Annotated in this window: 22 protein-coding genes; 13 read left to right on the plus strand and 9 right to left on the minus strand. The window is 72.1% G+C overall.

Annotation, left to right across the window (positions count from 1 at the left end):
- Window positions 1-114 precede the first annotated feature (114 nt).
- Window positions 115-765 (plus strand): GntR family transcriptional regulator, encoded by a 651-nt coding sequence (locus tag ACGFYY_RS18495; protein WP_365269888.1) that lies wholly within the window; start codon window positions 115-117, stop codon window positions 763-765.
- Complete coding sequence (locus tag ACGFYY_RS18500; RefSeq protein ID WP_393710556.1) at window positions 762-2,099, plus strand: nitrate/nitrite transporter; 1,338 nt, start codon at window positions 762-764, stop codon at window positions 2,097-2,099. The genes ACGFYY_RS18495 and ACGFYY_RS18500 overlap by 4 nt, the downstream gene beginning before the upstream one ends.
- A 43-nt stretch (window positions 2,100-2,142) precedes the next feature.
- Here the strand turns inward: ACGFYY_RS18500 and ACGFYY_RS18505 are convergent, their stop codons facing one another.
- Window positions 2,143-2,973: a maleylpyruvate isomerase family mycothiol-dependent enzyme gene (locus tag ACGFYY_RS18505; protein WP_393710558.1), complete on the minus strand. Its 831-nt coding sequence runs from the start codon at window positions 2,971-2,973 to the stop codon at window positions 2,143-2,145.
- Window positions 2,974-3,123: 150 nt separating this feature from the next.
- On the opposite strand from ACGFYY_RS18505, the gene ACGFYY_RS18510 reads away from it, so the two are divergent.
- Window positions 3,124-3,903, plus strand: coding sequence for a carbon-nitrogen family hydrolase (locus tag ACGFYY_RS18510; RefSeq protein WP_365269882.1), 780 nt, complete (start codon window positions 3,124-3,126; stop codon window positions 3,901-3,903).
- Between the two features lie 108 nt (window positions 3,904-4,011).
- On the plus strand, window positions 4,012-4,323 hold the full coding sequence (locus ACGFYY_RS18515; RefSeq protein ID WP_393710560.1) for a hypothetical protein: 312 nt from the start codon (window positions 4,012-4,014) through the stop codon (window positions 4,321-4,323).
- On the opposite strand, the gene ACGFYY_RS18520 is transcribed toward ACGFYY_RS18515, so the two are convergent.
- Entirely contained in the window at window positions 4,295-4,816 is a 522-nt protein-coding gene (locus ACGFYY_RS18520) for an LURP-one-related/scramblase family protein (RefSeq protein ID WP_393710562.1), read from the minus strand. The genes ACGFYY_RS18515 and ACGFYY_RS18520 overlap by 29 nt on opposite strands.
- 32 nt (window positions 4,817-4,848) lie before the next feature.
- On the opposite strand from ACGFYY_RS18520, the gene ACGFYY_RS18525 reads away from it, so the two are divergent.
- On the plus strand, window positions 4,849-5,661 hold the full coding sequence (locus ACGFYY_RS18525; protein ID WP_393710564.1) for a hypothetical protein: 813 nt from the start codon (window positions 4,849-4,851) through the stop codon (window positions 5,659-5,661).
- A 28-nt stretch (window positions 5,662-5,689) separates the two neighbouring features.
- Entirely contained in the window at window positions 5,690-6,217 is a 528-nt protein-coding gene (locus tag ACGFYY_RS18530; protein WP_393710566.1) for a DUF4240 domain-containing protein, read from the plus strand.
- A gap of 23 nt (window positions 6,218-6,240) precedes the next feature.
- On the opposite strand, the gene ACGFYY_RS18535 is transcribed toward ACGFYY_RS18530, so the two are convergent.
- A complete protein-coding gene (locus ACGFYY_RS18535) occupies window positions 6,241-6,846 on the minus strand; it encodes a TetR/AcrR family transcriptional regulator (protein ID WP_393710568.1) in 606 nt (201 codons plus the stop codon).
- 69 nt (window positions 6,847-6,915) lie between these two features.
- Here ACGFYY_RS18535 and abc-f point away from each other — a divergent pair, with 69 nt between their 5' ends.
- Together abc-f and ACGFYY_RS18545 are read left to right on the plus strand one after the other, a co-directional pair.
- Complete coding sequence (gene abc-f, locus ACGFYY_RS18540) at window positions 6,916-8,523, plus strand: ribosomal protection-like ABC-F family protein (protein ID WP_393710645.1); 1,608 nt, start codon at window positions 6,916-6,918, stop codon at window positions 8,521-8,523.
- Window positions 8,520-9,410 carry a virginiamycin B lyase gene (locus tag ACGFYY_RS18545; protein ID WP_393710570.1) on the plus strand — a complete coding sequence of 297 codons (891 nt, stop codon included), beginning with the start codon at window positions 8,520-8,522 and terminating at the stop codon, window positions 9,408-9,410. The genes abc-f and ACGFYY_RS18545 overlap by 4 nt, the downstream gene beginning before the upstream one ends.
- Here ACGFYY_RS18545 and ACGFYY_RS18550 read toward each other — a convergent pair.
- A complete protein-coding gene (locus tag ACGFYY_RS18550; RefSeq protein ID WP_393710572.1) occupies window positions 9,407-9,961 on the minus strand; it encodes a Uma2 family endonuclease in 555 nt (184 codons plus the stop codon). The two genes, ACGFYY_RS18545 and ACGFYY_RS18550, sit on opposite strands and share 4 nt — an antisense overlap.
- Window positions 9,962-10,083: 122 nt before the next feature.
- Here ACGFYY_RS18550 and ACGFYY_RS18555 point away from each other — a divergent pair, with 122 nt between their 5' ends.
- The gene (locus ACGFYY_RS18555; RefSeq protein WP_393710574.1) at window positions 10,084-11,934 is read left to right on the plus strand and encodes an NHL domain-containing thioredoxin family protein; all 1,851 of its coding nucleotides are present in this window, start codon (window positions 10,084-10,086) and stop codon (window positions 11,932-11,934) included.
- A 22-nt stretch (window positions 11,935-11,956) separates the two neighbouring features.
- Here the strand turns inward: ACGFYY_RS18555 and ACGFYY_RS18560 are convergent, their stop codons facing one another.
- The 5 genes from ACGFYY_RS18560 to ACGFYY_RS18580 form a co-directional block, all read right to left on the minus strand.
- On the minus strand, window positions 11,957-13,249 hold the full coding sequence (locus tag ACGFYY_RS18560; RefSeq protein ID WP_030714316.1) for a M18 family aminopeptidase: 1,293 nt from the start codon (window positions 13,247-13,249) through the stop codon (window positions 11,957-11,959).
- A gap of 100 nt (window positions 13,250-13,349) precedes the next feature.
- Complete coding sequence (locus ACGFYY_RS18565; RefSeq protein WP_365269857.1) at window positions 13,350-14,078, minus strand: hypothetical protein; 729 nt, start codon at window positions 14,076-14,078, stop codon at window positions 13,350-13,352.
- A 147-nt stretch (window positions 14,079-14,225) separates the two neighbouring features.
- Window positions 14,226-16,052 (minus strand): acyl-CoA dehydrogenase, encoded by a 1,827-nt coding sequence (locus ACGFYY_RS18570; RefSeq protein WP_393710577.1) that lies wholly within the window; start codon window positions 16,050-16,052, stop codon window positions 14,226-14,228.
- A 117-nt stretch (window positions 16,053-16,169) separates the two neighbouring features.
- On the minus strand, window positions 16,170-16,535 hold the full coding sequence (locus tag ACGFYY_RS18575) for an ATP-binding protein (protein ID WP_393710579.1): 366 nt from the start codon (window positions 16,533-16,535) through the stop codon (window positions 16,170-16,172).
- Window positions 16,532-16,741: a hypothetical protein gene (locus ACGFYY_RS18580; RefSeq protein ID WP_393710582.1), complete on the minus strand. Its 210-nt coding sequence runs from the start codon at window positions 16,739-16,741 to the stop codon at window positions 16,532-16,534. The genes ACGFYY_RS18575 and ACGFYY_RS18580 overlap by 4 nt, the downstream gene beginning before the upstream one ends.
- Window positions 16,742-16,856: 115 nt before the next feature.
- Between ACGFYY_RS18580 and ACGFYY_RS18585 the strand changes: the two genes are divergently transcribed.
- The 4 genes from ACGFYY_RS18585 to ACGFYY_RS18600 all read left to right on the plus strand — a co-directional run bounded on the left by ACGFYY_RS18585 (window position 16,857) and on the right by ACGFYY_RS18600 (window position 19,530).
- Window positions 16,857-17,708 carry a helix-turn-helix domain-containing protein gene (locus ACGFYY_RS18585; protein ID WP_393710584.1) on the plus strand — a complete coding sequence of 284 codons (852 nt, stop codon included), beginning with the start codon at window positions 16,857-16,859 and terminating at the stop codon, window positions 17,706-17,708.
- A complete protein-coding gene (locus tag ACGFYY_RS18590; protein WP_393710586.1) occupies window positions 17,689-17,982 on the plus strand; it encodes a DUF397 domain-containing protein in 294 nt (97 codons plus the stop codon). The genes ACGFYY_RS18585 and ACGFYY_RS18590 overlap by 20 nt, the downstream gene beginning before the upstream one ends.
- Before the next feature lie 81 nt (window positions 17,983-18,063).
- On the plus strand, window positions 18,064-18,522 hold the full coding sequence (locus ACGFYY_RS18595; protein ID WP_033215170.1) for an SseB family protein: 459 nt from the start codon (window positions 18,064-18,066) through the stop codon (window positions 18,520-18,522).
- A 48-nt stretch (window positions 18,523-18,570) separates the two neighbouring features.
- Entirely contained in the window at window positions 18,571-19,530 is a 960-nt protein-coding gene (locus tag ACGFYY_RS18600; RefSeq protein WP_393710588.1) for an ArsR/SmtB family transcription factor, read from the plus strand.
- Window positions 19,531-19,592 lie beyond the last annotated feature (62 nt).

Below are 19,592 nucleotides of genomic sequence, written 5' to 3' on the forward strand. Positions count from 1 at the left end.
CATCCTTCGATGCAGCGGGAGGCCCGCAGTCCACACCCTGGGGCCCCGAGGCCCTCCGGGTCCACATCCTGGACCCGGCACGGCGTGCACCTCTGTTGTATCTATCCTGTGCGCATGCCCGTCCCCGCCCCTGCCGTGACCGCCGCCGAACGCGTCTACCAGCACGTCAAGCAGGAGGTGCTCGACCGTCGCTACGAAGGCGGCACCCTCCTGACCGAAGGCGAACTGGCCGCGGCCGTCGGAGTCTCCCGTACGCCCGTGCGCGAGGCGCTGCTGCGGCTGGAGACCGAGGGGCTGCTCAAGCTGTATCCGAAGAAGGGGGCGCTGGTCCTCCAGGTCTCCGCGCAGGAGATCACCGACGTCCTCGAAACCCGGATGCTGGTCGAGGAGTTCACCGTGCGCAGAGCCGTACCGGCGCCACCGGGCCTGCTGGACCGGCTCGCCGCCCTGCTCGACGAACAGCGCCGGCACGCCGACGCGGGCGACCTCGCCGCGATGATGGCCGCCGACCGCGGCTTCCACGCCGAGATCGTGCGCAACGCCGGGAACCAGATCCTGTGCCGGCTCTACGACCAACTCCGCGACCGGCAGCTGCGGATGGGCGTGGCCCTCCTGCACGCCCACCCCGAACGGCTGGACCGCACCCTCGCCGAGCACGCCGAGATCCTGGACGCGCTGCGCGCCGGGGACGCGGCGGCGGCGGCCGAGGCGGTCCGCGGGCACATCGGCCGGGTCGAGGCCCTGGTACGGGGGCCGGGCCGGTGAACGCCTCCCCCGGCATACCCGCCGACCCGCCGGGCGGCCGCCGTGCCGTCGCCGTGTGGGGCATCGGCGTCGCCGTCTACTTCGTGGCGGTGATCTTCCGTACCAGCCTGGGCGTGGCCGGCCTGGACGCCGCGGACCGCTTCCACGTGAACGCCTCGGCGCTGGCCACCTTCTCCCTCCTCCAACTGCTCGTCTACGCGGGCATGCAGATCCCGGTGGGCCTGATGGTCGACCGGCTCGGCACCAAGAAGGTCCTGACCCTGGGCGCGGTGCTCTTCACCGTCGGCCAACTCGGCTTCGCCCTGTCGCCCTCCTACGGGACGGCGCTCGCGGCGCGGGCGTTGCTGGGCTGCGGCGACGCGATGACCTTCATCTCGGTGCTGCGCCTGGGCACCCGCTGGTTCCCGGCCCGGCGCGGGCCGCTGATGGCGCAGCTGGCCGGGCTGGTGGGCATGGCGGGCAACCTCGTCTCCACCCTCGTCCTCGCCCCGGTCCTGCACGGGGTCGGCTGGACGGCCGCGTTCGCGGGCAGCGCGCTGGCGGGGCTGGTGGTCCTGGTGCCGCTGGTGCTGTTCCTGCGGGACCACCCGGAGGGCTACGGGCCCACAGGCGCTCCGAGGGCCTCGGGGGGCTTCGTGCGCCGCCAGATCCGCGAGTCCTGGGCCGAACCGGGCACCCGACTCGGCCTGTGGGTGCACTTCACCACGCAGTTCCCCGCGATGGTGTTCCTGCTGCTGTGGGGAATGCCGTTCCTGGTGGAGGCGCAGGGGCTGTCGCGGACCACCGCGGGCGGCCTGCTGACGCTGGTCGTCGCCTCGAACATGGCGCTCGGGCTGGTCTACGGCCAGATCGTCGGACGCCGCCAGTCCGCGCGGATCCCGCTCGCCCTGGGCACGGTCGGCCTCACCGCCCTGCTGTGGGCGACGGTCATCGGGTACCCGGGCGACCGGGCGCCGATGTGGCTGCTGGTCGCCCTGTGCCTGGTGCTCGGCGGCTGCGGACCGGCGTCGATGATCGGCTTCGACTTCGCCCGCCCGGCCAACCCGGCGGAGCGCCAGGGCACCGCCTCCGGCATCACGAACATGGGCGGCTTCATCGCGTCCATGACCACGCTGCTGACGGTGGGCATCCTGCTCGACGCCACCGGCGACAACTACCGCATCGCCTTCTCGGCGGTCTTCGTGCTGGAGGCGGTGGGCGTCCTCAGCATCCTGCGCCTGCGCCCCCTCGCCCTGGCCCGCGAACGCGACCGCGAACGCGCCCGCGCCACGATCCCGGGCCCTGCCGCGCCCCCCGACCCCGTCCCGACGCGACCGGGCCGCGCGCCGGTCTGACGGGGGCGGATCCCGGTCGGCGGGCGAAGCGGCGAAAGTGCCGTTACGGGGTCACGGCGAACTGCGTGAGGATGGCGTCCGCCAGTTCCACGTCGCCCTCCACCTTCACCCGGTCGGCGACGGTGTGCGGCCGCACCCGGCCCGCCGCCAGGCGGACGTAGGTCTCCCAGTCCATCGTCAGGGTCACCGCGGGGCCCAGCGACGGCGACTTGTCCACGGTCCCGCGGCCGTCCGCGTCCACCCGTACCGTCCGCATGAACTCCAGCGGGCCGTGCACGTCGATCACCACCGCCGAGTTCGCCGGCGCGGCCGCCCGCTTGGCCACCACCTTCGGCAGCCCGGCCAGCAGGAGGTCCCGGGCCACGTACGCGCCCGGCGAGTCCCAGTTCCCCGGTACCCCCAGGGCCGCCCGCAGGTCCTGCTCGTGGATCCACACGTCGAACGCCCGCAGCCGCAGCGCCTGCTCCAGCGTCACCTGGTCGCCGAGCGGCCCGCGCACCATCGTGGCCGGATCCCGCTTCTCGTTCCGCAGCTGCCGGGAGCGCCGGATCACGGTGTACTCCAGCTCCGAGGTCATCTCCGGCGCCGTGTGGTGGCGCCGCACGTCGACCTGTACCTCCATGTACCGGCTGAACTCGTCCACCACGTGCCGCAGGTCCCGCGCCACCGTGTGGATCGGCCGCGGGTCCCCGAGCTGCTCGCACTCGATGCCGATGATGTGTGACACGACATCACGGACCGACCAGCCCGGACACGGCGTCGCCCGGTTCCACTCCCCCTCCGGCAACGGGAGGACCAACTCGGATATCGCCTCGATGGAGTGTGTCCACGCGTCGGCATAGGGCTGGAGGGCGGGATGCGGCTGGACGGTCAACGGGACCCCTCGCGGTGCTGTTCAATGGCGCGTTTCACGAAGCTGTGGACTCAGTTTCCAAAACTACGCTGCCGGTGAGCACCCCGGCAGTGCTTTCGTGTGACGATCGTAGGCCCGAGTTGACGGCTTGAACGCCAGGACGGTGGTAGTGTGCGCGCCTCGCTGATCCAAATCGCAGTGAACGAGGGCGAGTCGGTGTCTTCCCGACGTGCCCGCGTGGCCGAACTCGTACGGGAGCAGGAGAGCTCCGATCTTGTCGTCCTGCCGGAGCTGTGGCCGGTCGGCGCGTTCGCCTACGAGCAGTTCGAGACCGAGGCCGAACCGCTGGACGGCCCGACCTACGAGGCCATGTCCAAGGCGGCGCGCGACGCAGGCGTCTGGCTGCACGCGGGCTCGGTCGTCGAGCGCGCGGGCGACGGCTCCCTCTACAACACCGCCCTCGTCCTCTCCCCGGCGGGCGAGCTGGCCGCCACCTACCGCAAGATCCACCGCTTCGGCTTCGACCAGGGCGAGGCCGTGCTCATGTCGGCCGGCGACTCCCTGACCACCGTGGCTCTGCCGGAGCAGACCCTCGGCATCGCCACCTGCTACGACCTGCGCTTCCCGGAGCTGTTCCGCGGCCTGGTCGACGCCGGGGCCACCACGATGGTCGTCGCGGCGGGCTGGCCCGCCCGCCGCCGCTCGCACTGGACCCTGCTGAGTCGGGCGCGCGCCGTGGAGGACCAGTCCTACGTCCTGGCGTGCGGGCTGGCCGGCACCCACGCGGGCGTGGAGCAGGCCGGGCACAGCCTGGTGGTGGACCCGTGGGGCGAGGTCCTGGCGGAGGCCGGCCCCGGCGAGGAGGTCCTCACCGTGGACCTGGACCCGGCCAAGGTCGCCGACACCCGCTCCCAGTTCCCGGCGCTCAAGGACCGCCGCCTGGGTCGCTGACGGACTCCCGGGGCCCTCGCGCACCCCGGTTGGCGGCGGGGTTCGCGGGCAGACGAGGAGTACGGGCGGCGCGGGCCGCCGCAACCACGAGGAAGAGGCGGGCACGCGGTGACGGAGGACGCAGAGGCCGTGCTGGAGGCCGCCCTGGAGCCGCACGAGCCCGCCGACGCGGAGATCGCGGCCCGGGAGAAGGTCCGGGACCGGGCCACCGGCCTGACCCACCACGAGGCGCAGGCCACCCTGGAGGCGGTGCTGGCGGCAGCCGGCGACCTGGAGTCCGCCGACGCGTCCGTCCGCGCCGAGGCCGCGGAGTGGCAGCGCATCAGCGAGCTGCTGTTCGACCACGGCGGCCCGTACTCCCCGGAGACCGACGCCTACGTCCAGGGGCAGCTCACGGCCCGGGAACACCATCGGGACTGACCCCGCCCTCCCGCTCCTTCTCCACCATCCGGATCACGCACACCGCGACCGCGATCAGCAGCGCCGCGTCCGCGTCCTCCCGGACCACGTCCACCGCGTACGTCTCGCGTACCCGGTACCACTGCCGTGAGATCAGCGCGAGCAGCTCACCGTCGTACTCGACCTTGAACTCGCGGTCCAGGATCCGCCCGCTCACATCGAGCTCGGTGCCCTCGGCGAGGGTCACCCGGAAGTGGTTGCGGAGCAGCGAGAGCCTTTTGCGGCGGATCACCGCGAGCCGCCGCTCGTCCCGCTCCAGCGTCATCGCGTCCCGCAGGGTGAACAGCTTCTCCCGCAGGGTGATCAGGATCTGCCCGTCCGGATCCTTCAGCTCCAGCGTGTCCCGGAAGCGCAGCGCCTTCCCGTCGACGAGGAAGGCGTGCCGACCCTCCTCGTCCTCGATCCAGTAGTCGTCCCCGATGGCCAGCATTTTGTCCCGTACGAGGTATTTCATGCGCTGATCAGTGCCCGCGATAGGTTGCCCTCATGCCCCTGCTCTACGTGACCGACCTGGCGTACCCCGCACGCGGCCGCCGCTACTGCGACGAGGACATATTCCTCACGTCCCGGCTGCGCGCCGACTTCGACCTGGCCCTGTGCCATCCCGCCGACGCGGAGGTCATGCTGCCGCTGGGCTTCGACGCGGTGATCGTCCGCAACAGCGGTCCGGTCCTGCACTACCAGGAGGCCTGGGATTCCTTCCGCGCGGCCGCCCTCGCCACCGGGGCCCGCGTCTACAACCCGCTCACCGGCCGCGGCGACATGGCGGGCAAGCAGTACCTGCTCGACCTGACGGCCTCCGGTCACCCGGTCATCCCGACGATCGACGACCCGGCGCGGCTCGCGGAGCTGCCGCGGGTCCCCACCTACGCCGTCAAGCCGAAGCAGGGCGCCGACTCCATCGGCCTCGACTTCACGGCGACACCGGACGGGCCGGCCGGGGCCGTGCTGATCCAGCCGCGCATCGACTTCACGTACGAGGTGTCCTTCTACTTCGTCGACGACGCCTTCCAGTACGCGCTGTACGCCCCCGATCCGGCCCGCCGCTGGGAGCTGGAGCCCTACTCCCCGACCGAGGCGGACCTGGCCTTCGCCCGCTCCTTCGTCGACTGGAACACCCTCGACCACGGCATCCAGCGGATCGACGCCTGCCGAGCGCCGTCCGGTGAGCTGCTCCTCGTCGAGCTGGAGGACCTGAACCCGTACCTCTCCCTGGACCTCGTCCCGGCACCGGTACAGGACGCGTTCGTCACGGCGCTCACAAGATCCCTCCACACCTTCCTCAGCACCACCGCCTGATGTCAGACCCGGCTGCCAGGCTTTCCCCATGGACAAGCAGACGTTCTGGAAGCTGATCGAGACGGCCCGCGCGGAGGCGGAACCGCAGGAGGTGTCCGCCCGCGCGGCCGAACTCCTCGCGCGCCGGCCGGAGTCGGAGATCGCGGCTGCCCAGCAGGTGCTGTGGGACCTGCTGGCGGAGTCCTACCGGGCGCCGCTCTGGGCCGCGGCCTACGTGATCAACGGCGGCTGCTCGGACGACGGCTTCGACTACTTCCGCGGCTGGCTCCTCACCCAGGGCCGGGAGACCTTCGAGACGGCCCTGACCGACCCCGACTCCCTGGCCGCGCACCCGGTGGTGGCCGAGGCCGCGGCCGAGGGCCTGGACCTGGAGGACGAGCGCGCACTCTCGATCGCCTGGACCGCCTACGAAGCGGGCACCGGCCGCGAACTGCCCGCGGACTCCTTCACGATCAGCTACCCGGCCCTGGACCCCGCCTGGGGCTTCGACTTCGGCGACGGCGAGGAGATGGCGGCCCGACTGCCCCGACTGAGCACCCTCTTCGCCTACGCGTAGCGGGAGGGCCGCGGCCGGGCCGGCTACGGCCCGCTGAAGGCGCCGGCACGGGCCGCCAGTGCGGCGGCGCGGGCCGCGGCGGCCGGGAGGTGCGGGTCCGGGGCCGTGCCCAGCAGGACCAACTCGTGGTACATCGGCGCGGTCGCCGCGACCAGCAGATCCCGGGCGCGGGTGCCCGGCGGGAGTTCGCCCCGCGCCTCGGCGCGTACCGCGACCGCCGCGCAACGTGCGTACCGGTCCTCCCAGAAGGCTCGCAGTGCCCGCGCGGCCTGCGCCGAGCGGAAGGACGCGGCGATCAGCGCCGTGGTCAGCGGGGGATCGGCGGTGACCCCGGCCAGGATCTCCTCGTTCAGCGCCGTCAGGTCGCCCTCCAGCGTTCCGGTGTCCGCCGGCTCCCAGCTGTCGTCGGCCGCCGCGTCCAGAAGATCGGCCAGCAATCCGCCGACGTCCTGCCAGCGGCGATAGACGGTGGTCCGGTGGACGCCGGCCCGCTCGGCCACGACGTCGACGGTGAGCGAGTCGTACCCGTGCTCGACCAGTTGCGCCCCGGTGGCTTCCAGGACCTGGGCGCGGACCCGGGCGCTGCGGCCCCCGGGACGTGAACCGCTTGCGGGTGAGGTGGAGGACATGGCACGATTCTAACGCAACAGTCGTCGCTTTAGGGAGTCCTCACGCAACCCACGACCGGAACCACCCGAATCACCCGCCACACCCAGCTCAGCCTCCGCGCCATCACCAAGTCCTACGACGGCCGCCTCGTCCTCGACGCCGTCACCTGCTCCCTCGTCCCCGGCGAACGCACCGGGATCATCGGCGAGAACGGCTCGGGCAAGTCCACGCTGCTCCGCCTCCTGGCCGGCTCGGAGACACCCGACCAGGGCGCCGTGACCGTCCGCGCCGCCGGCGGCATCGGCCACCTGGCCCAGGAAGAACACCTCCCCGGCCACCTCACCGTCCAGGACGTCATCGACCGCGGCCTCACGGACCTGCGCACCGTCGAGGCCCGGATGCGCGCACTGGAACGGGCCATGACCGAAGGCGACGACAGCGGCATGCCGGAGTACGGCGACCTCCTCACCGCCTTCGAACTCCGCGGCGGCTACGACGCCGACGCCCGCCTGGAACGCTCCCTGCACGGCTTGGGCCTGGTCGCACTGGACCGCGCCCGCCGCGTCGGCGGCCTCTCCGGCGGCGAACGGGTCCGGCTGCGCCTGGCCGCCCTGCTGGCGGCCTCCCCCGAGGTCCTGCTGCTCGACGAGCCCACCAACCACCTCGACGACACGGCCCTGACCTGGCTGGAGGAGCACCTGCGGGGCCGGGCGGGCACCACCGTCGCCGTCTCCCACGACCGCACCTTCCTCGACCGTGTGACCACCACCCTCGTCGAGGTCGACGCCGACACCCGCACGCTCACCCGCTACGGAGGCGGCTACGCCGGCTACCTCGCGGAGAAGGCCGCGGAACGCGCCCGCCGCGCCCAGGCCCACGAGGAGTGGCGCGCCGAGGCCGAGCGACTGCGCGAGACCGCCGCCACCACCGCCCGGCGCGTGGCACCGGGCCGGGCCGTCAAGGACGGCAACAAGATGGCGTACGACCGGGCCGCCGGACGCGTCCAGCAGTCCCTGGCAGGCCGGGTCCGCAACGCCGAGGAACGGCTGCGCCGGCTGCTGGCCGCTCCGGTCCCGGCTCCCGCGGCACCGCTGCGGTTCACCGCCGTGCCGCGGACGGCCGGCAACGCGCACGGCCCGGTGCTCGACGCCCGCGGCATCGCCGTCCACGGCCGCCTGCACCCGCTCGACCTCGCCCTCTCGGCGGGCGACCGGCTCCTGATCACCGGACCGAACGGGGCCGGCAAGAGCACCTTGCTCCGCATCCTCGCCGGTGAACTCGCCCCCGACAGCGGCCTGATCACCCGTCGGGGCCGCACGGGCCACCTGTCGCAACAGCCCGATCCGGGTCCGGAGCACCGCACCGCCCGCGAGGCCTTCGGCCCCGAGGGCACCGAACGCCTCCTCTCCTGCGGGCTGTTCGCGGCCGACCGGCTCGACACCCCCGTCGGGAGGCTCTCCACCGGGCAGCGCCAACGGCTCGCGCTGGCCCACCTGGTGGCGCAACCGGCCGACGTACTGCTGCTCGACGAGCCGACGAACCACCTGTCGCTCGCGCTGGCGGAGGACCTGGAAGCCGCCCTCGACCACTACCGGGGAGCCCTGGTCGTCGTCAGCCACGACCGGCGCCTGCTCGACCGCTGGCGCGGCGCCCGCCTCGACCTCACCGCCCCCGCACCCCTCCGAGGAGCCCTGTGACGAACACCCCCACCACCCTCGCCGTGGCCGCCCCCGGCGAGGGCCCCTACGCGCTGGCCGCCGGACCCGACGGCGCCCTGTGGACCACCCTGGTCCACGCGGGCGCCCTCGCCCGGATCACCACCTCCGGTGAGGTCACCCGGTACGACACGGGAGCCGCCGGGTGCGGGCCCTCCGTCATCACCGAGGGCCCCGACGGCGCGCTGTGGTTCACCCGGTCCCGCGACCACCGCATCGGCCGCGTCACCGTGTCGGGGGAGTTCCGCTCGTACGACCTGCCCACCCCCGGCAGCGCCCCGTTCGGCATCGCGGCGGGTCCCGACGGGGCCCTCTGGTACACCGCGCTGCAGGCCGACCGCATCGGCCGTATCACGACGTCCGGCGAGGTGACCGAGTACCCGCTGCCCGTGCGGGACGCCCTCGCCTCCTTCATCACGCCCGGCCCGGACGGGGCGCTCTGGTTCACCCTCAACCAGGCGAACGCCGTCGGCCGCATCACCACCGACGGCCGGATCACCCTCCACCCGCTGCCCGCCCCGGACGCCGGACCCGTCGGCATCACGGCGGGCCCCGACGGCGCGCTGTGGTGCGTGGAGATCGGCGCCGGGAGGATCGCCCGGATCACCACCGGGGGCGAGGTCACCGAGTACCCGCTGCCCGACCCCGGTTGCCGGCCGCACGCCATCACGGCCGGCCCGGACGGTCGGTGCTGGTTCACCGAGTGGGGCACGAACCGGGTGGGCGCGATCGACCCCGACGGCCGGATCGAGGAACACGACCTCCCCGCCTCCGGAGCCGAACCGCACGGTCTCGCCTTCGGTCCGGACGGCGCCCTGTACGTAGCCCTGGAATCGGGCGGGATAGCCCGCCTGCCCCTGCGGTCCTAGAGCCCAGCCGTGTCGAGATCGATCCCGAACGGCTCGGGCAGTCGCACCGACGTGCCGAAGGGGTGGGGGCCGTCCACCTTCGTGTACCCGAGCCGACCGGGCTCGGCGAACACGGTGACGGTCTCCTCCGTCCGGTCGACGAGGAGGTACAGGGGCGCTCCGTACTCGGCGTACCGCTTGCGCTTGACGACGCGGTCGGTCTCGGCGTTCGACTCGGACGTCACCTCGACGACGAGCAGAGCCTGATCCGGCGACAGCGCACCCGCGCCCTTGGCCAGCGACTTCGGAACGACGGCGAGATCAGGCACGTACCAGTTCGGCGAGCCCGGTAGGTCCAGGTTGCCCGAGCCGGTGACACAGTCCAATTCTTTGACCCGAGAGCGGATCTGGTCGCGGATCTCTTCGGCCGCGTTCTCGTGGTCCCAGCTCGGCGTCACGTTGGTGATGACCCCTTCGACGATTTCGGTGCGGTCCCCGCTGTGGTGCTGGATGGCGTACTTCAGTGCGCGCTCGGGGTCGATGCCTTCGCTGTAGTCGTGCGGGGTGGTCATGCCGGACACCTCCTTCGCTGCCGGCCCTCAGGCTCCCACGTGGACCGTCCCACCGTCGTCACCCCTGTGGGTGCACCTCGACCCGTGATCCGGTGTTCATACCCGGATGGCAAGCTTGAAGGATGAACGATGCTGCCCCGGCGCCCACCCCCGCGCCCGCGCCCCGCCGTGCCCGTGTCCGTGCCCCCGAGCTGATCGGCAAGGGCGGCTGGCTGAACACCGGTGGGAAGGACCTGAGCCTCGCCGACCTGCGGGGACGCATTGCGATCCTCGACTTCTGGACCTTCTGCTGCATCAACTGCCTGCACGTCCTGGACGAGCTGCGCGAGCTGGAGGAGAAGCACCGCGACACCGTCGTGATCATCGGCGTGCACTCCCCGAAGTTCGTGCACGAGGCCGAGCACGCCGCCGTCGTCGACGCCGTCGAGCGGTACCAGGTGCACCACCCGGTGCTGGACGATCCCGAGCTCGCGACCTGGAAGCAGTACGCCGTACGCGCCTGGCCCACGCTCGTCGTGATCGACCCCGAGGGGTACATCGTCGCCCAGCACGCCGGCGAGGGCCACGCGCACGCCATCGCCCGCCTGGTCGAGGAGCTGGAGGCCGAGCACGAGGCCAAGGGCACGCTGCGGCGTGGCGACGGGCCGTACGTGGCGCCCGAGCCGGTGGCCGGCGCCCTGCGGTTCCCCGGGAAGGCACTGCTGCTGCCGTCCGGGAACCTGCTGGTCTCCGATTCCACCCGGCACCAGCTCGTGGAGCTGGCCGCCGACGGCGAGAGCGTCGTCCGCCGCATCGGCAGCGGCGAGCGCGGCTTCGACGGCGACAGCTTCAGCGAGCCCCAGGGCCTCGCGCTGCTGCCCGACGGCAGGGTCGTCGTCGCCGACACCGTCAACCACGCCCTGCGCGTGTACGACCCGGCCACCGGGCACGTGGAGACCGTCGCCGGGACCGGCCGGCAGTGGTGGCAGGGGTCGCCGACCTCCGGGCCGGCGCTCGAGGTGGACCTGTCCTCGCCGTGGGACGTGGCCTGGTGGCAGGGCCGGGTCTGGATCGCCATGGCCGGCGTGCACCAGCTGTGGACCTGGGACCCGGAGGCCGGGACGGTCGAGGTCGCGGCCGGTACGACCAACGAGGGGCTGCTCGACGGGCCGGCCGCCGAGGCCTGGTTCGCCCAGCCCTCGGGGCTCGCCGCGGCCGGGGACCGGCTGTGGATCGCCGACTCCGAGACCAGCGCCCTGCGGTACGTGGAGGCGGCGGGCGACGGCCACGACGGGTACGTCGTCAAGTCCGCCGTCGGCACCGGCCTGTTCGACTTCGGGCACCGCGACGGCGACGCCGCCCAGGCCCTGCTCCAGCACCCGCTCGGCGTGACCGCCCTGCCCGACGGCTCGGTCGCGGTGTGCGACACGTACAACCACGCGCTACGCCGCTACGACCCCGCCACCGGCCAGGTCTCGACGCTGGCGACCGACCTGCGCGAGCCCAGTGACGCCGTGCTGGTCGGCGCGGACATCGTGGTCGTCGAGTCGGCCCGGCACCGGCTGACCCGGCTGCGCCTGCCGGAGGAGGCGGTCCGGGTGGACGCGGTCGCCCACCGCACGCAGCGGGCCGCCACCGAGGTGGCCCCGGGCACGCTCCGCCTCGACGTGGTCTTCCAGGCGCCGAGCAGGCAGAAGCTCGACACCCGCTACGGGCCCTCCACCCGACTGCTCGTCTCCTCGACCCCGCCCGAGCTGCTGACGGACGGCGAGGGCGCCGGGAGTGACTTCTTCCGGGAGCTCGCGTTGAACCCGGACGTCACCGAGGGCGTCCTGCACGTCTCGGCGATGGCGGCGTCCTGCGACGACGACCCCGCCAACGAGTACCCGGCCTGCCACGTCCACCAGCAGGACTGGGGCGTGCCCGTCCGGGTCACCGCCGACGGCGCCTCCCGGCTGCCCCTCGTCCTCGCGGGGATGGACGGCGAGGGGTAGCCGGCACGGCCTTCCTGGGGGCTCAGCCCTCCAGGAAGGCCACCAGGGCGTTCGCCAGCAGGAACGGGTCGTCCGCTCCGCACAGTTCGCGGGCGCTGTGCATCGAGAGGATCGCGACGCCGATGTCCACCGTCTGAATGCCGTGGCGGGCGGCGGTGATCGGGCCGATCGTGGTGCCGCACGGCATCGAGTTGTTGGAGACGAAGGTCTGCCACGGGATACCGGCCCGCTCGCAGGCGGCGGCGAACACCGCGCGCCCGCTGCCGTCCGTGGCGTACCGCTGGTTGACGTTGACCTTCAGGATCGGTCCGCCGTTGGCACGCGGGTGGTGCGTCGGGTCGTGCCGCTCACCGTAGTTGGGGTGCACGGCGTGCCCGGTGTCCGAGGACAGGCAGATGGTGCCCGCGAAGGCCCGCGCGCGGTCCTCGTACGAGCCGCCACGGGCGAAGACTGAACGTTCCAGCACGTTGCCCAGGAGCGGACCGTCCGCGCCCGTGTCGGACTGCGAGCCGTTCTCCTCGTGATCGAAGGCGGCCAGCACCGGAATGTGGTCGAGCTTGTCGGAGGTGGAGACCGCGGCCAGCGCCGCGACGCCCGCGTGCACCGACAGCAGGTTGTCCATGCGCGGGCCGGCCACCAGCTCGCGGTCGCGGCCGAGGTAGGACGGCGGCTCGATGGAGTGGACCATCAGGTCCCAGCCGGCCACCGACCCCTGCTCCAGGCCCTCTTCCTCCTCCAGGAAGGAGATCAGGTCGCCCTCCTGCACATCGCCCAGACCCCAGATCGGCTGCATGTGCCGCTGCTTGTCGAGCTTGAGGCCGTCGCTGTTCACCGACCGGTCCAGGTGCACGGCGAGTTGGGGTACCCGCAGCAGCGCGCGGTCCACGTTCACCAGGCGCTCGGTGCCGTCGCGCAGGGTCAGCCGCCCGGCGAGGCCCAGGTCGCGGTCCAGCCAGGTGTTGAGCAGGGTGCCGCCGTAGATCTCGACGGCGATCTGCCGCCAGCCCTGGGAGCCCGTGTCCGGCAGCGGCTTGACCCGCAGGTTCGGGGAGTCGGTGTGCGCGCCGACGATCCGGAACGGGGTGTGCGCGGCCGCGCCTTCGGGAACGAACCAGGCGATGAGCGCACCGCCGCGGAGCACGAACTTGCCTCCGGTGCCCGCATCCCAGGCGTCCGTTTCCGACAACTGCCTGAAGCCCGCCTTCTCCAACCGCTCCGCCGCGTTGGCCACGGCGTGGTACGGCGACGGACTGGCCGTCAGGAAGGTCATCAGATCGTCGGTGTGGCCGCGGTCGAAGCGGGCGGGAGAGCTCATGTGTTTCACCTTAATGACGGTCGTGTTCGCCATGGCCGGACTGCGAGGGATGGCCGGGGATCGGGGTCCGCAGGCTGGGTGATCTGCGGTCCCGTCGGTTTCAGCCCGGAGGACGCTCGAACCGGCGCTGCAGCTGCCTGCGCTCGCCCCGGCGGATGCGCGGGAGCATCTCCGGGGTCTGCGGGGAGCGCTGCGCGCGTCTCTTGCGTCCGGCGCAGAAGATACAGGCCTCGCCGGGAGGAGCGTCGGGGTCGATCGGCGCGCCGGGATGTTCGGAGCATCCCGAGGCGTTGCGCGGCCGGGACAGTTCGCGGGCGACGATGAAGGCGCGGTGCAGGTCGTCGGCGATGCGGACGAAGTCGTCCGCGGGTGAGGACAGGCCCAGGTGGAACCGCTGCTCCTCGACGGCGCGCACGTGTGCGCGCAGTCGCTGGAGCGTGTACGGGGGGTCCGGCACGGGGTAGCCGAGGCGGCGCTGCTCTCCGGCGGGGGCGGCGGGCGGGCCGCCGTGCCGGCGCTGTCCGAGGCGACGGCGGTCGTTGCAGATGAGGCAGCGGCCCCAGCCTTCGGGTGCTTCGGGGTCCAGAGCGCCGTTGGGGTGCTCCGGGCAGCCCGTGTAGCTCTTGGCGGGGGCGAGTCCGGTGGCCGTCTGGAAGGCCACGTACAGCGCGTCGGCGATGGTCTCGTACTCGGCGGGGTGGGCGCCGTCGTAGAGCTCGCGCAGGTGGTCGCCGAGGCTGCCCAGGCTCGCCTGCAGCTCCTTGAGGGCGTACGGACGCCCGGTGGGGACGGAGTACCCCCTGCTGCCGTGCTGATCCTGTGGACTCATGTGTACGAGCGTCCCATGAACGACTGACATAGGGGAAAGCCGCAGGACAGGGGCCTGCTGCCGGAGGCCGGGTACGCGGCAGCGGCCGGGCCCCTGTGCGGGGGGCCCGGCCGCTGGCGCGTGTGTGCGGCGGTGCTGCGACCGGCCTTAGAAGGCGGCCTCGTCGAGCTCCATGAGGGAGTTGTCGACGACCTCGGCCAGCTGGCGCTGGACCGAGACGTTCGGCAGGACCTGCGACGCGAAGAACTTCGCGGCGGCGATCTTGCCGGTGTAGAAGGGGACGTCCTTCGGGGCGGCGGTCGGCAGCTTCTCGGCGGCCACGGCGGCGCCCTTGAGCAGCAGGTAACCGACGACCACGTCGCCCGAGGCCATCAGCAGGCGGGTGGTGTTCTGGCCGACCTTGTAGATGTTCTTGACGTCCTCGCCGGTGGCGGTGAGGTCGACGATCATCTGGCCGACGATGGCCTCCAGGTCGACGGCGGCCTTGGCGAGCGCGTCGCGGGCGCCGGCCAGCTCCTCGCCCCCGACGGCCTCGGCCAGGAACTTCTTCATCGTCTCGCTGAGGATGTTCAGCGAGGCGCCCTGGTCGCGGACGATCTTCCGGAAGAAGAAGTCCTGGCCCTGGATGGCCGTGGTGCCCTCGTAGAGGGTGTCGATCTTGGCGTCGCGGATGTACTGCTCGATCGGGTACTCCTGCAGGTAGCCGGAGCCACCGAAGGTCTGCAGGGACTGGGCGAGCTGCTCGTAGGACTTCTCCGAGCCGTAGCCCTTCACGATCGGCAGGAGCAGGTCGTTCAGGCCGATCTCGGCGGAGGCGTCCTCGCCGGCGGCCTGCTTGACCTGGATCTCGTCCTGCACGGAGGCCGTGTAGAGGACGAGGGCGCGCATGCCCTCGGCGTAGGCCTTCTGCGTCATGAGCGAGCGGCGCACGTCGGGGTGGTGCGTGATGGTGACCTTGGGCGCGGTCTTGTCCATGAAGTTCGCCAGGTCCGGGCCCTGCACGCGCTCCTTGGCGTACTCCAGCGCGTTCAGGTAGCCGGTGGAGAGGGTGGCGATGGCCTTCGTGCCGACCATCATCCGGGCGAACTCGATGATCATGAACATCTGGCGGATGCCGTCGTGCTTGTCACCGATCAGCCAGCCCTTGGCGGGGTGCTGGTCGCCGAAGGTCATCTCGCACGTGTTGGAGGCCTTGAGGCCCATCTTGTGCTCGACGTTGGTGGCGTAGACGCCGTTGCGCTCGCCCAGCTCGCCGGTCTCCCAGTCGAAGTGGAACTTCGGGACGAGGAAGAGGGACAGGCCCTTGGTGCCGGGGCCGTGGCCCTCGGGGCGCGCGAGGACGTAGTGGAGGATGTTCTCCTCCATGTCGTGCTCACCGGACGTGATGAAGCGCTTCACGCCCTCGATGTGCCAGGAGCCGTCGGCCTGCTGGATCGCCTTGGTGCGGCCGGCGCCCACGTCCGAGCCGGCGTCCGGCTCGGTGAGGACCATGGTGGAGCCCCAGCGCTTCTCGACGGCTATCTGCGCGACCTTCTTCTGCGCCTCGTTGCCCTCTTCGAAGAGGATGCCGGCGAACGCCGGGCCGGAGGAGTACATCCAGATGGCCGGGTTCGAGCCGAGCAGCAGCTCCGCGTAGGCCCAGATGAGGGAGCGGGGCGAGGTGGTGCCGCCGATCTCCTCGGGCAGGCCCAGGCGCCAGTACTCCGAGTCCATGAAGGCTTCGTAGCTCTTCTTGAAGGAGGCCGGGACGGGCGCGGTGTTGGTGGCCGGGTCGAAGACCGGCGGGTTGCGGTCGGCGTCCTCGAAGGAGGCGGCCAGCTCGTTCTCGGCGAGGCGGGCGAGCTCGGACAGGACGCTCTTGGCGGTCTCCGTGTCCATCTCCTCGAACGGACCGTTGCCGTACTGCTTGTCGCGGCCGAGCACCTCGAAGAGGTTGAACTCGATGTCGCGGAGATTCGACTTGTAGTGCCCCATGGCAACGGCTCCGTTAAGGCTCGGGGAGACAGGGTTCCTCGTACATACCAATCGGTAACAACATGATGCTACCCGCCGGTAATAACGGCAACCCTTCCGCGTGGACTGTGACCAGGGTCAAAGCTCGCACCAGACCGTCTTGGTCCGGTACCCCTCGGTGACCCCCCATCGCAGCGCCACGGCCTCCAGCAGGGCGAGGCCGCGCCCGGACTCGTCGGTACCGGCCGCCCGGCGCGGTGCGGGTCGGGTCCGGGGAGCGGGATCGGTGAGCTCGACCCGCGTACGGGCTGCCCTTCCGCTCCCGCTGACGCGCAGGGTGACCGGGGTGCCGGCGCCGAGGTGGGTGATCACGTTGCTCAGCAGCTCGGTCACGCACAGCTCCGCGTCGGGGTGGCCGTCCGGGCCGAGGTGCTCGCGCACGGCGTGCCGCAGGAGGCGGGCCGCCTCGGGGGCGGCGAGCAGCCGGACGGTGAGGGTGCTCATCGCGCTACGCGCAGGACGTCGGCCAGTCGCTGCGCGGTGGCGGCGTTGCAGTTGCCGAGGGTGATGAGCGGCGGCGAGTCGTACCGACCGGCGTAGGAGGGGAGGTGCAGGTCGAGCGAGGGGAGGGTGATCCCGTGCGCGGTGAGCGCGGCGCGCAGCGCGTCGAGGGCAGCGGTGGCCTCGCGGTCGTGGGGGTGGTCGCTCATGGCGAATCCTTCCGTGGCGGAGTGTGACGAACCCCTCACAGAGTGGTGCCGTGCTGCGTACCGTGGGAAGGGTTTCCGGTTGCGCTGGACAAGTGGCAAATGGCGGTGGTGGGTTGTGCCTGCTCGCAAGGACCCGGATGCGTCGGCGAACGTGCCGTCCTTCTACGGCGCGGAGCTCCGCTACAAGCGGGAAGCGGCCGGGCTCACGCTCGACCAGCTGGCCGAGGGCAGCTTCCGGGGCGTGCCGTTCCTGAGCCAGATCGAGCGCGGCGAGCGGCGCATGCCCCTGGACCTGGCCCGGCACGTGGACGCGAAGTTGGGGACGGACGGGTTTTTCGAGCGCCGCTGTGAAGACGCGCGCCGCGCGAGGCAGTCGGGGTACGCCGAATACTTCGCGGACGTCGCGGAGATGGAGCCGTTCGCCGAGACGATCGAGGACTGGGCCCCGATGCTCGTGCCGGGGCTGCTCCAGACCCCCGCGTACGCGCGGGCGATCAGCCGCGCCGCCATGCCCCGGGCGGCCGACGAGGCGATCGAGGTGCTGGTGGCGGCCCGGATGGGCCGGGCGAGGCTCTTCGACGGGGAGTGCCCGCCCGACTTCTGGGTGGTGCTGGACGAGTCGGTGATCCGCCGCCCGGCCTTGCCGGCGCCGCATATGGCGGAGCTGCTGGAGCACATCGCGGCCGTGGTCCGCCGGACCAGGTCCATTCTGCAAGTCGTCCCGGAAACGACCGCGGCACACGCGCTCATGATGGGCATGGCGAGGTTCATGACCTTTCCGGACGCTCCGCCCGTGGTCTACGTGGAGAGCCTGCACAGCGGCCAACTCATCGACTTTCCGGCCCTCGTGAAGGAGTACCGCAGGTCTTACGATCTGCTGAGGGCCGCCGCCTTGCCGCCGGAGGCGTCCCTGGCCCTCCTCGATGCCGCGGCAGAGGACTACCGAAATGGCAAGCAGCGGAATTGACCTGAGCGCCGCGACCTGGCGCAAGAGCAGCTACAGCAACGGCACGGGCGGGGAGTGCGTCGAGGTGGCCGAGGGTTTCATCGGCGCTGCCCAGTGGCGCAAGAGCAGCTACGGCAACGGCACGGGCGGCGACTGCGTCGAGGTGGCGGACGGCCTCACCGGAGTCGTTCCCGTGCGGGATTCCAAGAGGCCCCACGGCCCCGCCGTGATCGTCGCAGCCGCCGCGTGGGGGCCGTTCGTGCGGGCGCTGAAGGCCGGGGAGCTACCCGGCTGAGGCCGTCCGTCGCGCCCGCCCCGGGAGGGGACTGGCCAGTACCGGCCGGTACTGCCGCGGCGGCTCGGTAGGCTTCGGCCCATGTACGGCTACGACCAGAACCCGGGCGCGCAGCAGCAGTATGCCCAGCAGCCCCCGCAGGGCTACGCGCAGCAAGCGCCGCCGCTGTACCCGGAGCCGTCCCCGCCCTCCCTCACGGACGCGGTGCGGGCCTTCACCACGGGGTCCCTCTCCGCCGAGGACTTCCAGCAGATCTTCGCCACCTCGAAGGTCTACTGCCCGCGCGGCGACACCCCCGGGTTCCTGGCGCTGCACAACACGCAGCATCCGGTGATCCCGATGTTCACCACGCTCAAGGAGCTGCGTCGGTACGCCGGCAAGGAGTCCAAGTACTTCGTGATCACCGGCGCCGAGGTGATCGACCTGCTGCCCACCGGGTACGGCTTCGTCCTCGACATGGAGGGCGACCACCGGATGGTCTTCGACGCGAAGGCGGTCGAGCAGATGGTCGACTTCGCGATGCGCCGGATGTACGGCTAGCCGTCGACGTACCGGCTGACGCCTGACGGGGGGCGGACCGTGCTGCGCGTGCATTTCACGGCGGAGGACCTGCTCGACATCACCTTCGCGAGCGAGCCGCTGCCGCTGGTGGAGCTGGGGCTGGCGCTGGTCGCCTGGCAGCGCACCGACGAGCAGGCGGTTTTCGGTCGCTGGCGCGGCCGTGTCGGCCGGGAGCTGCCCGGTCGTGCCCGCCCGTTGCTCGATCTCCTGCGCCCCGACGGTGACAATCCCCAGTTCGTCGAGCCGTACGCGCGCACCCTGGAGGAGGGGCTGGCCGTCGTACGGGACGCCGGCCCGCTCCTGACCCCCGGCGAGCTGCACCGCGTCGCCGCCCGGGCGCCCGGCTCCCCGTCCTGGCTGCGTGCCCTGTGGGCCCAGGACCGCGAGGCGTGGGAGCAGCTCGGCGGCGCGCTCCGGTCCGCCTACGAGGTGGTGGTCGCCCCGCACTGGCCGCGGATTCGGCAGTCCTTCCAGGCGGACGTGGCCTGGCGCAGCCGGCTGTTGGCCGCCCACGGCATCAAGGCGTGCCTGGCCGGTACGCATCCGCGGGCCGCCTGGTCGGGCACGGTGCTGGAGGTGGACGGGCCGCCGCACTACGAGGTCCACCTCGGCGGGCGCGGCCTGCTGCTGATGCCCTCGCCGTTCTGGACGGGCCGGCCGCTGCTCGCCGAGGGCCCGGACGGCCCGGAGGGCAGGCGCGTGCTGCTCTACCCGGCGCTGACGCCGTTGCCCCTGGTCGGGCCGGGCCCGGCGCAGGGGGCGCTGGACGCCCTGCTGGGCCGGACCCGGGCGGCCGTGCTCCAGTCGTTGATCGAGCGGCGTACGACCAGTGAGCTGGCCCGGGACCTGGACATCAGCCTCCCCTCGGCCTCCGAGCACGCCCGCACCCTGCGGGCGGCAGGCCTGATCACCACGGAGCGCGACGGCAAGGCGGTCCTGCACGCGGTGACGGGCTTGGGGGTGGACCTGCTCCGCAACGGCGGCTGACGCACCTTTCGGGTCTGCCCGAAAGGATCGCGGCCCGGCCCCGTCCGCCCGGAGGATCGGTG

Origin of the sequence: Streptomyces sp. NPDC048331 (assembly GCF_043201215.1) — a bacterium.
Lineage (GTDB): Bacteria > Actinomycetota > Actinomycetes > Streptomycetales > Streptomycetaceae > Streptomyces.

Excerpts from the sequence above, each read along its gene's own strand:
- ACGFYY_RS18595 (WP_033215170.1), top strand. The coding sequence starts at position 18,064 with ATGTACGGCTACGACCAGAACCCGGGCGCGCAGCAGCAGTATGCCCAG.
- ACGFYY_RS18555 (WP_393710574.1), top strand. The coding sequence starts at position 10,084 with ATGAACGATGCTGCCCCGGCGCCCACCCCCGCGCCCGCGCCCCGCCGT.
- ACGFYY_RS18550 (WP_393710572.1), bottom strand. The coding sequence starts at position 9,961 with ATGACCACCCCGCACGACTACAGCGAAGGCATCGACCCCGAGCGCGCA.
- ACGFYY_RS18580 (WP_393710582.1), bottom strand. The coding sequence starts at position 16,741 with ATGAGCGACCACCCCCACGACCGCGAGGCCACCGCTGCCCTCGACGCG.
- ACGFYY_RS18575 (WP_393710579.1), bottom strand. The coding sequence starts at position 16,535 with ATGAGCACCCTCACCGTCCGGCTGCTCGCCGCCCCCGAGGCGGCCCGC.
- ACGFYY_RS18520 (WP_393710562.1), bottom strand. The coding sequence starts at position 4,816 with ATGAAATACCTCGTACGGGACAAAATGCTGGCCATCGGGGACGACTAC.
- ACGFYY_RS18530 (WP_393710566.1), top strand. The coding sequence starts at position 5,690 with ATGGACAAGCAGACGTTCTGGAAGCTGATCGAGACGGCCCGCGCGGAG.
- ACGFYY_RS18495 (WP_365269888.1), top strand. The coding sequence starts at position 115 with ATGCCCGTCCCCGCCCCTGCCGTGACCGCCGCCGAACGCGTCTACCAG.
- ACGFYY_RS18535 (WP_393710568.1), bottom strand. The coding sequence starts at position 6,846 with ATGTCCTCCACCTCACCCGCAAGCGGTTCACGTCCCGGGGGCCGCAGC.
- ACGFYY_RS18590 (WP_393710586.1), top strand. The coding sequence starts at position 17,689 with ATGGCAAGCAGCGGAATTGACCTGAGCGCCGCGACCTGGCGCAAGAGC.
- ACGFYY_RS18560 (WP_030714316.1), bottom strand. The coding sequence starts at position 13,249 with ATGAGCTCTCCCGCCCGCTTCGACCGCGGCCACACCGACGATCTGATG.
- ACGFYY_RS18565 (WP_365269857.1), bottom strand. The coding sequence starts at position 14,078 with ATGAGTCCACAGGATCAGCACGGCAGCAGGGGGTACTCCGTCCCCACC.
- ACGFYY_RS18525 (WP_393710564.1), top strand. The coding sequence starts at position 4,849 with ATGCCCCTGCTCTACGTGACCGACCTGGCGTACCCCGCACGCGGCCGC.
- ACGFYY_RS18570 (WP_393710577.1), bottom strand. The coding sequence starts at position 16,052 with ATGGGGCACTACAAGTCGAATCTCCGCGACATCGAGTTCAACCTCTTC.